We start from the raw sequence: 11,631 nt of genomic DNA, 5'->3' as shown, positions 1-11,631 counted from the left end.
CGGCCTGCGCTTTTCGTGAAGCCCCTCGCCACAGCGGTTATTCTCTGGGCTCACCCTTGGCCATGAGGCCCTTCGTGAGCGACGCCAATCCCCACACCTCCCCCCTCTCGCGCCTCGACCAGCTCTGGCTGACCGAGGCCATTCGCCTGCGCGAAGAACACGCCGGCCCCCTCGACGACGCCGAAGCCAACCGCCGCGCCAATGCCGCCGGCGGCGACCTGGCGCAACGCATCCAGGCCCGCGCCCTCTGGCTGGCCGAGCGCGATGGCCAGACCCAGGCCCTGCAGCACTGGCGCCAGGGCGCCCAACTCGCCGGCCTGTTGCTGATGGTGCTGGCCCTGGTCAGCGGCGTCGGGCTGGCACTGGCCGCCCTTGGCGACGGCCAGCGCCCGGTCAACCTGTTCTGGGCCCTGGGCAGCCTGCTCGGGCTGCACCTGCTGACGCTGCTGGGCTGGCTCCTGTCCTTCGGTCTTGGGAGCAACGCGAGCGTGCTGGGACGGTTCTGGCTGTGGGCCAGCGGCAAGCTTGCCCGCGACGCCCAGGCCGCGCACCTGGCCCCGGCCCTGCTCCTGCTGCTGCAACGCCAGGGCCTGACCCGCTGGGGCCTGGGTGCCCTGGTCCACGGCGCCTGGCTGCTGAGCCTGGGCAGCGCCCTGCTGGTGCTCCTGCTGCTGCTCGCGACACGCCGCTACGGTTTCGTCTGGGAGACCACCATCCTCGGTGGCGACACTTTCGTGTTCCTCGCCCAGGCCCTGGGCGCGCTGCCGTCCCTCTTCGGCTTCAACCTGCCGGATGCCGAGACCATCCGCGCCAGCAGCAACGTGCTGGACCAGGAAGCCGCACGCCAGGCCTGGTCCGGCTGGCTCCTGGGCGTCACCTTCACCTACGGCCTGCTGCCGCGCTTGCTGCTCGGCCTGTTCTGCCTCTGGCGCTGGCTGCGCGGACGCGCGCGCCTGGACCTGGACCTCGGCCTGCCCGGCTACGGCTTGCTGCGCGAACGCCTGCAGCCGGCCAGCGAGCGCCTCGGGGTCAGCGACGCGGCGCCCGCCGAACTGCCCGAACCCCAAGCCGGTAGCCTCGATGGCGCCAGCCAGGGCGCCCTGCTGGTCGCCATCGAACTGGATGACCGGCGCCCCTGGCCGCCCGCGCTACCCAAGGGCGTCGGCGATGCCGGCGTGCTCGACAGCCGCGAGCAGCGCCAGCGCCTGCTGGACCAGTTGAGCCGCTTTCCCCCCGAGCGCCTGGCGGTGGCGTGCGACCCTCGACGCTCGCCCGATCGCGGCACCCTGGCGCTGATCGGCGAACTCGCGCGCAGTGCCAGCGCCACCCGCGTCTGGCTGCTGCCGGCGCCCTCAGGCGAGGCCCTCGACAGCCAGCGCCTGGAGGACTGGCACCAGGCGCTGCAACGCCTGGACCTGCCCCTGGCCCAGGGCGCCCCACTGACCTGGCTGGAGACCGGTCATGACTAAGCCGCTGAAACTGGCTGTGGTCGGCCACACCAACGTCGGCAAGACCTCGCTGTTGCGAACCCTGCTGCGCGATCGGACCTTCGGCGAGGTGTCCCATCGCCCCAGCACCACCCGCCATGTGGAAGGCGCGCGGCTGTCGGTGGACGGCCAGCCGTTGCTGGAGCTCTACGACACCCCCGGCCTGGAAGACGCCATCGCCCTGCTGGATCACCTGGAACGCCAGGACCGCCCCGGCGAGCGCCTGGATGGTCCGGCCCGACTCGCCCGCTTCCTCGATGGCAGCGAGGCGCGCCAGCGCTTCGAGCAGGAAGCCAAGGTGCTGCGCCAGTTGCTCGCGTCCGACGCGGGGCTCTATGTGATCGACGCACGGGAACCGGTGCTGGCCAAGTACCGCGACGAGCTGGCGGTGCTGGCCATGTGCGGCCGGCCACTGCTGCCCGTGCTGAATTTCGTCGCCAGCGACGACCACCGCGAAAGCGACTGGCGGGAAGCGCTGGCCCGCCTGGGCCTGCACGCCCTGGTGCGCTTCGACAGCGTGGCCCCGCCCATCGACGGCGAGCAGCGCCTGTACGACAGCCTCGCCTTGCTGCTGGAGCGGGCGCGCCCGCAATTGCAGCGCCTGGTGGACGACCACCAGGCGCAACGTCAACTGCGCCTGGAAGCCGGCAGCCGCTTGATCGCCGAGCTGCTGCTGGACGTCGCCGCCTGCCGCCGCAGCGTGCCGGCCCAGGAGGCTGCCCTGCAAGCCGCCACCGAGACACTGCGCCAGCAGGTGCGCCAGCGCGAGCAACGCTGCGTGGAGGCCCTGCTGCGGCTCTACGCCTTCGGCCAGGAGGATGCCGCCACCAGTGACCTGCCCTTGCTGGGCGGCCGCTGGGGCGACGACCTGTTCAACCCGGAGACGCTCAAGCAGCTGGGTGTACGCCTGGGCGGCGGCATGGCGGCGGGCGCCGCGGCCGGCGCCGGCGTCGACCTGCTGGTGGGCGGCCTCACCCTGGGCGCGGCGGCGGCCCTGGGCGCCATCGCCGGCGGCGCCTGGCAGACCTTCGGCCACTATGGCGAGCGCCTGCTGGGCAAGATCAAGGGGCAACGGGAGCTGACCGTGGACGACGCCATCCTGCGCCTGCTGGCGCTGCGCCAGCGCCTGTTGCTGGCGGCGCTGGATGCCCGTGGTCACGCCGCCTTCGAGGCGGTGCGCATCGCCCCGCCGGAAGAACGGCAATGGCGCGAAGGCAAGTTGCCGGCGGTGCTGAGCAAGGCCAGGGCCCACCCGGAGTGGTCATCCCTGAATGCCGGTGCCGAGCTGGAGCAGGCCGAGCGCCAGGGGCAGGTGGCGCTGCTCGCCCAGGCCCTGAGGTCCTGAAGCCGTGGGGTCAGGTCAAATGCCGCCGGCTTCGATCAGGATGCGGTCGGCGGAACACTCGTTGCGGTCACGGGAACGGCGGGCGGCGAACTGGCCGTCGACCACCCCCACCAGGCTGTCCGCCGGTTTCAGCTCGCGGGGCAGGGAAACCCGCACTTCCTGCAGGTACTTGCCGCTGCAGATGAGCAGGAAGTTGTTGCGCGCCTCCCGGCTGCCGAAATCTTCTTCCACCTTGCGATAGAAGGCGTCCTTGGAGATGGCGCCGCCCAGGTTGGCGACTATGTAGCGCCCCGCCAGGGACTGGTCGAGCTGGCGTACCAGGTCGGCGGCGCGACGGAAGTAGGCGTCGTCGTCCATCTGGGTCTGGCAGACCCCGTGCTTGTCCCACTGGTAGCGACCGAAGCTGGTGCCGTATTGGAAGTTCGGCATCCACGGGCGCACATACGCCAGGGTCTGCCGCGATAGGTCCAGCGCCGGCCCGGTGCAATGGCCGTAGCTTTTCCCGCAGGACTCGCGGTTGGGCCAGAGGCCGTGCAGGGTCAAGTGGGCGATATTCAACTCGCCGGATGCCAACCCCTCGCACTCGGGCTTGCTGCCCTTGTAGTTGGCGTGCTCGCAGAAGCCCGGCTGCCAGGTGGCGGCCAGCACGTAACCGTCGTGCTGGTCCGGCGTGCTGCAGACATCCCCGCCGGTCTCAGGCCTGGGTGCCTGGCCGGTATTGAACGACAGCCCCTCCACCGTTCCGCACTCGGCGGATACCCAGCGCAGCGGAGTGGCGCTGCCCGGCATGCGCACGCGCAGCCAGTCGTATTCGCGCTTGTTCACCTCCACCACCTCAAAGCGCTGGCCGGGCCGGACTTCGAGTCCATCCGGGTTGGTCTGCTTGCGGATGGACTGGAACGCCTCGCAGCGCTTGCTGGCGACGAAGCTGCCCTGGGCGGGCTCGGCCCAGGCGCTGGTGCTCGACCAGAGGCCGACGAGACCGGCGAGCAGTGCCGCGAAGGGGACTTTCATGGAGGCTCCTGGCGGGGCGACGGCCGGGGCAGAACGCCCCGGCGCGGCGGGTCAGACGGCGACCGGCGCCTTGATGTGCGGATGGGACTGGTAGCCCACCAGCTCGAAATCCTCGAAGCGGAAGGCGAGCAGGTCCTTCACTTCGGGGTTGAGCTTCATGGTCGGCAGCGGCAGCGGCTCGCGGGTGAGCTGCAGGTCGGTCTGCTCGATGTGGTTGGCATAGAGGTGGCAGTCGCCGCCGGTCCAGATGAACTCCCCCGGTTGCAGGTCGCAGACCTGGGCCACCATCAGGGTCAGCAGCGCGTAGCTGGCGATGTTGAACGGCACGCCGAGGAAGATGTCGGCCGAACGCTGGTACAGCTGGCAGGAGAGCTTGCCGTCGGCGACGTAGAACTGGAACAGGGCGTGGCACGGCGGCAGGGCCATCTCGTCCACCAGGGCCGGGTTCCAGGCGGAGACGATCAGCCGGCGCGAATCCGGGGTCTTCTTGATCATCTCCACGACCTTGCTGATCTGGTCGATGGAGTCGCCATTGGGTGCCGGCCAGGAGCGCCACTGGTAGCCGTAGACCGGGCCGAGGTTGCCTTCCTCGTCCGCCCACTCGTCCCAGATGGAGACGCCGTTGTCCTTCAGGTACTTGATATTGGTGTCGCCCTGGAGGAACCACAGGAGCTCATGGACGATGGATTTGAGGTGGCATTTCTTGGTGGTCACCATCGGGAAGCCATCGGCCAGGTCGAAGCGCATCTGGTGGCCGAACACGCTGTAGGTGCCGGTGCCGGTGCGGTCGCTCTTGAAGGTGCCGGTCTCGCGCACGCGGCGCATCAGGTCGAGATACTGTTTCACGAGGTGACTCCTTGGGCGGCCTGGCGGCGATAGGCCCAGACGATCAGGGCGATGCCGCCGAGAATCATCGGCAGGCAGAGGACCTGGCCCATGGTCAGCCAGCCGAAGGCCAGGTAACCGAGCTGGGCGTCAGGTACGCGGACGAACTCCACCGCGAAGCGGAAAATCCCGTAGAACAGCGCGAACATGCCGGAAACCGCCATGGTCGGACGGGGTTTGCGCGAATAGAACCAGAGGATGGCGAACAGCGCCACGCCTTCCAGGGCGAACTGGTAGAGCTGCGACGGATGGCGCGGCAGCTGGGCCGGATCGGTGGGGAAGATCATCGCCCAGGGCAGATCGGTGGCCTTGCCCCAGAGCTCGGCATTGATGAAGTTGCCGACGCGGCCGGCGCCCAGGCCGATGGGGACCAGGGGCGCGATGAAGTCCATCAGCTGGAAGAAGCTCTTGTTGTTGCGCTTGCCGAACCAGAGGGTGGCCAGCATCACGCCGATCAGGCCACCATGGAAGGACATGCCGCCCTTCCAGACCTCGAAGATCAGCAGCGGGTTGGCGATGTAGGCGGACAGGTCGTAGAACAGCACGTAGCCCAGGCGACCACCGGCGATCACGCCCAGGGCGACCCAGAACACCAGGTCGGAGAGCTTTTCGCGACTCCAGGTCGGGTCGAACGCGTGCAACCGGCGCGAGGCCAGCCACCAGGCACCGCCGATGCCGATCAGATACATCAGGCCGTACCAGTGGATCTTCAGCGGGCCGATAGCCAGGGCTACCGGATCGATCTGGGGATAAGCCAGCATCACAACTCCTTAGATCAGAAAGTTCAGGCCCACTGACAGCAGCAGCAGGGCGAACAGGCGCTTCAGCAGGCGCGGCGACAACCGGTGAGCCAGGCGCGCGCCGAAACGGGCGAAGAACATGCTGGTGACGGCAATGCCGACCAGCGCTGGAAGGTAGATGAAGCCCAGGCTGTAGGGCGGCAACCGGGGGTTGTCCCAGCCCAACAGCATGAAGGAAAGCGCGCTCGCCGCGGCGATTGGCAGACCGCAGGCCGCGGAGGTGGCCACCGCCTGCTGGATCGGTACGCTGCGCCAGGTCAGGAAGGGCACGGTCAGCGAGCCGCCGCCGATGCCGAAGATCGCCGACGCCCAGCCGATCACCACACCCGCCAGGGTCAGGCCCGGCTTGCCTGGGACATCGCGGCTGGCCTTGGGTTTCAGGTCCAGGCCCATCTGCAACGCCACCAGTATGGCGAAGACACCGATGATCTTCTGCAGCACCGGCCCCTGGATGGTGGTCGCGGTGAAGGAACCGAGGCCGGAGCCGATGAGGATGCCCACGGCCATCCAGGCGAAGATCGGCCAGCGCACGGCACCCCGGCGATGATGCTCGCGCACCGAGTTGATCGAGGTGAAGATGATGGTTGCCAACGAGGTGCCCACTGCCAGGTGGGTGAGGATTTCCGGGGCCAGTCCATGGGCGGTGAAGCTGAACACCAGCACCGGCACGATGATCATGCCACCGCCGACGCCGAACAACCCTGCCAGGACGCCCGCACAGGCTCCGAGCACCAGGTACAGCAGGAATTCCATGGACACCCCCGAAAACAAAGCGGCATGTTAACGGAAGGCCGAATCCGGCTCCACCTGGGGCGATGGACGCCTGGCGAAAGCTGCCGACAACCAGAGAGGACAACCTGATGCAGCTGAGGTAGTTTTCCTACAGGCTGCTAAACTCCGGCTTACAAAAAGGAGACGACTCCATGTGCCTGATCGTATTCGCATGGCGCCCCGGACACGAAGTCCCGCTGGTGCTCGCTGCAAACCGAGATGAATTTTACGCACGTCCCACCCTGCCCCTCGCCAAGTGGGAAGACGCCCCCGGCGTCCTCGCCGGCCGCGATCTGGAAGCAGGCGGCACCTGGCTTGGCGCCGGGCCCAAGGGACGCTTCGCCGCCCTCACCAACATCCGCGATCCACGAACCCCTCCGGTCGGCCGCACCCGCGGCGAACTCTGCGTGCAGTTCCTGCGCGGGGAAATGGGGCCGGGCGAGTTCCTCGAGGACGCGATGCGCCGGGCGGGCGAGTACTCCGGCTTCAACCTGCTGGTGGGGGACGATCGGGAGCTGTGGTTCCTCAATCCCCGCAGCGGTGGCCCGATCAACCTCAAGCCGGGCATCTACGGCGTCTCCAACGCCGACCTGGATACGCCCTGGCCCAAGGTCGAGCGGGGCAAGGCCGCCATCGCCGAGTGCCTGGAGCCGCCGACCACCGACGCCCTGCTGAACCTGCTGCACGACCCGGAGCAGGCGCAGGATCACATCCTCCCGGAGACCGGCGTGGGCCTGAACACCGAGCGCATGCTCTCCAGTGTGTTCATCGCCACCCGCACCTACGGCACCCGCGCCAGCTCGGCACTGATCGTCCGCGCCGACGGCAGCCGCGAGCTGGTGGAGCGCAGCTACGGTCCCTACGGGGCGAAGCTGGGGGATGTGCGGCTGGAACTGCGCGACTGACGCTCCCCCCTACCTGGACGTAGCCACGTAGGATGGGTTGAGCCTGCGATACCCATGCTGTTCGTGGGACCTGATGGGTATCGCTTCGCTCGCGGAACGCCGCCCGACCCATCCGAACCTGTAGGGGCGAATTCATTCGCCAAGGGGAACGAAGTTGCCCCTCGAAACCCGGGGCGGGCCTGCGGCCCGCTTGGCGATTGAAATCGCCCCCACAATAAGTTCACAACTCCCCGGAACGACAAAGGCCACCCGAAGGTGGCCTTTGTTTTTTGCGGCCCGGAATCAGGCGGTCTGGGTGGACGCCGGCTTCCAGTTGGAGGACGCGGCTTCCTCGGCCATGGTTTCCATCGCCTGCTGGATGGCCCGCTTGCGACGCTCCTCGGCCTGGCGAGTGAAGAACCAGGCAAAGAAGGTGAACAGCGAGACGGTCAGCAGGATCAGGCTGGCCACGGCGTTGATCTCCGGTTTCACGCCCAGGCGCACGGCGGAGAACACCTCCATCGGCAGGGTGGTGGAGCCGGGACCGGACACGAAGCTGGCCAGTACCAGGTCGTCCAGGGACAGGGCGAAGGACATCATGGCGCCCGCCGCCAGGGACGGCGCGATCATCGGAATGGTGATCAGCAGGAACACCTTCCACGGCCGCGCACCCAGGTCCATGGCCGCCTCTTCGATGGACAGGTCCAGCTCACGCAGGCGTGCCGACACCACGATGGCCACGTAGGCCGCGCAGAAGGTGGTGTGGGCGATCCAGATGGTGACGATGCCACGCTCCTGGGGCCAGCCGATCAGTTGCGCCATGGCCACGAACAGCAGCAGCAGCGACAGACCGGTGATCACCTCGGGCATCACCAGCGGCGCGGTGACCATGCCACCGAACATGGTGCGGCCACGGAAGCGCGGGATGCGGGTCAGCACGAAGGCAGCCAGGGTACCCAGGGCCACCGCGGCGATCGCGGTGTACACGGCGATTTCCAGGGAACGCCCCACCGAGTTCATCAGTTGGGTGTTGTCCAGGAGGCCCACGTACCACTTCACCGACCAGCCGCCCCACACCGTTACCAGCTTGGAGGCGTTGAACGAGTAGATGACCAGGATGACCATCGGCAGGTAGATGAACAGCAGACCCACCCACAACATCACGGTAGAGAAACTGAAGCGCTTCATACCTTGCCCTCCAGTTCCTTGGCCTGGTTCTTGTTGAACAGGATGATCGGCACGATGAGGATCAACAGCATCACCACCGCCAGGGCGGATGCCACCGGCCAGTCGCGGTTGTTGAAGAACTCCTGCCAGAGCACCTTGCCGATCATCAGGGTTTCCGGACCGCCGAGCAGCTCGGGGATCACGAACTCACCCACCACCGGGATGAACACCAGCATGGAGCCGGCGATGATGCCGTTCTTCGACAGCGGCACGGTGATCTTCCAGAAGCTGTTGAAGGTGCTCGAACCGAGGTCGGAGGCGGCCTCCAGCAGGCTCGGGTCGTGCTTCACCAGGTTGGCGTAGAGCGGCAGGATCATGAACGGCAGGTACGAGTAGACCACGCCGATGTAGACCGCCACGTTGGTGTTGAGGATCTGCAGCGGCGAGTCGATCAGGCCGATGCCCATCAGGAAGCTGTTGAGCAGGCCGTTGTTGCTGAGGATGCCCATCCAGGCATAGACGCGGATCAGGATCGCGGTCCAGGTCGGCATCATGATCAGCAGCAGCAGCACGGTCTGTGCTTCCTTGCTGGCACGGGCGATGGCATAGGCCATCGGGTACCCGATCAGCAGGCACATCAGGGTGCTGAAGAAGGCGACCTTCAGCGAACCGAGATAGGCCGCCAGGTACAGTTCGTCCTCGCTGAGCAGCAGGTAGTTGCCCAGGTTGAGGATCAGCTGCAGCTGGTTGTCAGCCCAGGTGTAGATATCCGTATAAGGCGGGATCGCCACGTCTGCTTCGGCAAAGCTGATCTTCAGCACGATGGCGAAGGGCAGCAGGAAGAACAGGAACAGCCAGAAGAACGGAATCCCGATGACCAGGTGCCGGCCGTTGGGTAGCAGGCTTTTCAGTGTGGGAATTCTCATGACCGCAGTACCACGCCGCTGTCGTCTTCCCACCATACGAAGACTTCGTCATCCCAGGTCGGACGGGCGCCACGACGCTCGGCGTTGGCGACGAAGGACTGGACGACGGAACCGTTCGGCAGCTTGACGTAGAACACCGAGTGACCGCCCAGGTAGGCGATGTCGTGGATCTTGCCGCGGGACCAGTTGTATTCGCAGGTCGGCTGCTCGGTGGTGACCAGCAGCTTCTCCGGGCGCAGGGCATAGGTGATGCGCTTGTCCTGCAGCGAGGTGGTCACGCCGTGACCGACGTAGATCGGCCGTTCCAGCTGCGGGCAGGCGATCAGGGCGTGGGCCTCGAGGTCTTCCACCACTTCGCCGTCGAACAGGTTGACGTTGCCGATGAACTCGCACACCAGGCGGCTGATGGGAGTCTCGTAGATATCCACCGGGCTGCCGATCTGCTCGATGCAACCCAGGTGCATGATGGCGATGCGCTGGGCCATGGTCATGGCCTCTTCCTGGTCGTGGGTCACCATCACGCAGGTCACGCCCACGCGCTCGATGATCTCCACCAGTTCCAGCTGCATCTGCGAACGCAGCTTCTTGTCCAGGGCACCCATGGGTTCGTCGAGCAGCAGCAGCTTCGGACGCTTGGCCAGGGACCGGGCCAGGGCCACGCGCTGACGCTGGCCGCCGGACAGCTGGTGCGGCTTGCGCTTGGCGTACTGGGTCATCTGCACGAGCTTGAGCATGTCGTTGACGCGCTCGTCGATCTCGGCGGCAGGGAGTTTGTCCTGTTTAAGTCCGAAGGCGATGTTCTGCGCGACAGTCATATGCGGGAAGAGCGCATAGGACTGGAACATCATGTTGATCGGGCGCTCGTAAGGAGGCATGTCGGTGATGTCCACACCATCGAGCATGATGCGCCCTTCGGTTGGCCGCTCGAAACCCGCGAGCATGCGCAACAGAGTTGATTTACCCGAACCGGAGCCGCCGAGCAGGGCGAAGATCTCGCCCTTGTTGATGGTCAGGGACACATCGTCCACCGCCACGGTCTCGTCGAACTTCTTGGTCACCCGGTCGATCTTGACCAGCACCTCTTTGGGTTGCTGGCTGCCCTCGAGGGCTTTCTTGTAGGCACCGGACGCTATTGCCATTACCACACTCCCAGAATTTGCTCCCCGACCACCGCGGTCGGGCGCTTCTTACAGCATGGGCGTAAGCCCGGCATCCTGCCTGGCTCCGCCAGGTTGATCCCGGTGGGCCCGCCACATTGCGGGCACCACCGGCCTCGCATCACTTGCCCGACTTGACCTTGGTCCAGCTACGGGTCATCAGCCGCTGGACCTTCGGCGGCAGTTCCGCCGAAACGTAAAGCTTGTCCAGCACCGCTTGTGGCGGGTAGACGGACTCGTCGGTGCGTACTTCCTGATCCATGAACTCCCCAGCCTTGAGGTTGGGGTTTGCGTAGCCGACGTAATCGCTGACCTTGGCGATCACCTCCGGCTCCAGCAGATAGTTGATGAAGGCATGGGCTTCCTTGGCGTTCGCCGCGTCCACCGGAATGGCGAGCATGTCGAACCAGAGGTTGCCGCCTTCTTTCGGGATCGAGTAGGCGATCTCGATACCCTTGCCCGCTTCCTCGGCGCGCGAGGCGGCCTGGAAGATGTCACCGGAGAAGCCGGCCGCAACGCAGATGTCGCCGTTGGCCAGGTCGCCGATGTACTTGGACGAGTGGAAGTAGGTCACGTAGGGGCGTACCGCCATCAGCTTCTCCTCGGCCTTCTTGTAGTCGTCCGGGTTGGTGCTGTTGGGGTCCAGGCCCATGTAGTTGAGTACGGCGGGAATCATTTCGTCCGCCGAATCGAGGAAGGCCACGCCGCACTTGCTGAGCTTCTTCATGTTCTCGGGTTCGAAGATCATCGCCCAGGAGTCGATCGAGTCGACACCGAGCACGGCCTTGATCTTCTCGACGTTGTAACCGATGCCGTTGGTGCCCCACAGGTAGGGGACGGCGTAGAGGTTGCCGGCGTCGTTGCGCTCGAGCTGCTTGAGCAGGTTGGGGTCCAGGTTCTGCCAATTGGGCAGCTGGCTGCGGTCGAGTTTCTGGAACGCGCCCGCCTTGATCTGTTTTCCGAGGAAGTGGTTGGACGGCACCACCACGTCATAACCGGTGCGTCCCGCCAGCAGTTTGCCTTCCAGGGTCTCGTTCGAGTCGAAGACGTCGTACACCGGTTTGATGCCGGTCTGCTTCTGGAAATCCGCCAGGGTGGTCTCGCCGATGTAGTCCGACCAGTTGTAGATATGCACCGTCTGCTCCGCCTGGGCCTGGGAAACCAGCGTCAGGGTGGCCGCGGCAGTGATCATCAT

11 protein-coding genes are annotated in these 11,631 nt (G+C 66.2%); 3 read left to right on the top strand and 8 right to left on the bottom strand.

Going from position 1 to position 11,631, the window contains the following annotated elements; genetic code table 11:
- Positions 1 to 62: 62 nt before the first annotated feature.
- Entirely contained in the window at positions 63 to 1,469 is a 1,407-nt protein-coding gene (locus tag PCA10_RS01210) for a DUF2868 domain-containing protein (protein WP_051148018.1), read from the top strand.
- Positions 1,462 to 2,832: a GTPase/DUF3482 domain-containing protein gene (locus tag PCA10_RS01205; RefSeq protein WP_016490186.1), complete on the top strand. Its 1,371-nt coding sequence runs from the start codon at positions 1,462 to 1,464 to the stop codon at positions 2,830 to 2,832. The genes PCA10_RS01210 and PCA10_RS01205 overlap by 8 nt, the downstream gene beginning before the upstream one ends.
- Positions 2,833 to 2,847: 15 nt before the next feature.
- On the opposite strand, the gene PCA10_RS01200 is transcribed toward PCA10_RS01205, so the two are convergent.
- From PCA10_RS01200 to PCA10_RS01185, 4 genes are read right to left on the bottom strand one after another with little or no spacing between them, the layout of a single operon-like run.
- Positions 2,848 to 3,846: a ribonuclease T2 family protein gene (locus PCA10_RS01200; RefSeq protein WP_016490185.1), complete on the bottom strand. Its 999-nt coding sequence runs from the start codon at positions 3,844 to 3,846 to the stop codon at positions 2,848 to 2,850.
- Positions 3,847 to 3,897: 51 nt separating this feature from the next.
- Positions 3,898 to 4,692 (bottom strand): thymidylate synthase, encoded by a 795-nt coding sequence (locus PCA10_RS01195; RefSeq protein ID WP_016490184.1) that lies wholly within the window; start codon positions 4,690 to 4,692, stop codon positions 3,898 to 3,900.
- Positions 4,689 to 5,492: a prolipoprotein diacylglyceryl transferase gene (gene lgt / locus PCA10_RS01190; RefSeq protein ID WP_016490183.1), complete on the bottom strand. Its 804-nt coding sequence runs from the start codon at positions 5,490 to 5,492 to the stop codon at positions 4,689 to 4,691. Before lgt ends, PCA10_RS01195 begins: the two co-directional genes overlap by 4 nt.
- A gap of 9 nt (positions 5,493 to 5,501) precedes the next feature.
- Complete coding sequence (locus PCA10_RS01185; protein ID WP_016490182.1) at positions 5,502 to 6,284, bottom strand: sulfite exporter TauE/SafE family protein; 783 nt, start codon at positions 6,282 to 6,284, stop codon at positions 5,502 to 5,504.
- A gap of 170 nt (positions 6,285 to 6,454) precedes the next feature.
- On the opposite strand from PCA10_RS01185, the gene PCA10_RS01180 reads away from it, so the two are divergent.
- Positions 6,455 to 7,207 carry an NRDE family protein gene (locus PCA10_RS01180; RefSeq protein WP_016490181.1) on the top strand — a complete coding sequence of 251 codons (753 nt, stop codon included), beginning with the start codon at positions 6,455 to 6,457 and terminating at the stop codon, positions 7,205 to 7,207.
- A 282-nt stretch (positions 7,208 to 7,489) separates the two neighbouring features.
- On the opposite strand, the gene PCA10_RS01175 is transcribed toward PCA10_RS01180, so the two are convergent.
- From PCA10_RS01175 to PCA10_RS01160, 4 genes are all read right to left on the bottom strand, one after another.
- Positions 7,490 to 8,374: an ABC transporter permease subunit gene (locus PCA10_RS01175; RefSeq protein WP_016490180.1), complete on the bottom strand. Its 885-nt coding sequence runs from the start codon at positions 8,372 to 8,374 to the stop codon at positions 7,490 to 7,492.
- Entirely contained in the window at positions 8,371 to 9,279 is a 909-nt protein-coding gene (locus tag PCA10_RS01170) for an ABC transporter permease subunit (RefSeq protein WP_016490179.1), read from the bottom strand. Before PCA10_RS01170 ends, PCA10_RS01175 begins: the two co-directional genes overlap by 4 nt.
- Positions 9,276 to 10,418 carry a polyamine ABC transporter ATP-binding protein gene (potA, locus tag PCA10_RS01165; protein WP_016490178.1) on the bottom strand — a complete coding sequence of 381 codons (1,143 nt, stop codon included), beginning with the start codon at positions 10,416 to 10,418 and terminating at the stop codon, positions 9,276 to 9,278. The genes PCA10_RS01170 and potA overlap by 4 nt, the downstream gene beginning before the upstream one ends.
- Positions 10,419 to 10,557: 139 nt before the next feature.
- Positions 10,558 to 11,631 (bottom strand): polyamine ABC transporter substrate-binding protein, encoded by a 1,074-nt coding sequence (locus PCA10_RS01160; RefSeq protein WP_041770483.1) that lies wholly within the window; start codon positions 11,629 to 11,631, stop codon positions 10,558 to 10,560.

The sequence above is a fragment of the Pseudomonas resinovorans NBRC 106553 genome (genome assembly GCF_000412695.1).
GTDB lineage: Bacteria > Pseudomonadota > Gammaproteobacteria > Pseudomonadales > Pseudomonadaceae > Metapseudomonas > Metapseudomonas resinovorans_A.
Note: the sequence above shows the minus strand (reverse complement) of the source record. Positions and strands in the feature narration are given on the sequence as shown.

What these genes read in the sequence shown, in the direction of transcription:
- lgt (WP_016490183.1), bottom strand. Translation starts at nt 5,492, where the DNA reads ATGCTGGCTTATCCCCAGATCGATCCGGTAGCCCTGGCTATCGGCCCG.
- PCA10_RS01200 (WP_016490185.1), bottom strand. Translation starts at nt 3,846, where the DNA reads ATGAAAGTCCCCTTCGCGGCACTGCTCGCCGGTCTCGTCGGCCTCTGG.
- PCA10_RS01175 (WP_016490180.1), bottom strand. Translation starts at nt 8,374, where the DNA reads ATGAAGCGCTTCAGTTTCTCTACCGTGATGTTGTGGGTGGGTCTGCTG.
- PCA10_RS01160 (WP_041770483.1), bottom strand. Translation starts at nt 11,631, where the DNA reads ATGATGATCACTGCCGCGGCCACCCTGACGCTGGTTTCCCAGGCCCAG.
- potA (WP_016490178.1), bottom strand. Translation starts at nt 10,418, where the DNA reads ATGGCAATAGCGTCCGGTGCCTACAAGAAAGCCCTCGAGGGCAGCCAG.
- PCA10_RS01185 (WP_016490182.1), bottom strand. Translation starts at nt 6,284, where the DNA reads ATGGAATTCCTGCTGTACCTGGTGCTCGGAGCCTGTGCGGGCGTCCTG.
- PCA10_RS01210 (WP_051148018.1), top strand. Translation starts at nt 63, where the DNA reads ATGAGGCCCTTCGTGAGCGACGCCAATCCCCACACCTCCCCCCTCTCG.
- PCA10_RS01205 (WP_016490186.1), top strand. Translation starts at nt 1,462, where the DNA reads ATGACTAAGCCGCTGAAACTGGCTGTGGTCGGCCACACCAACGTCGGC.
- PCA10_RS01170 (WP_016490179.1), bottom strand. Translation starts at nt 9,279, where the DNA reads ATGAGAATTCCCACACTGAAAAGCCTGCTACCCAACGGCCGGCACCTG.
- PCA10_RS01180 (WP_016490181.1), top strand. Translation starts at nt 6,455, where the DNA reads ATGTGCCTGATCGTATTCGCATGGCGCCCCGGACACGAAGTCCCGCTG.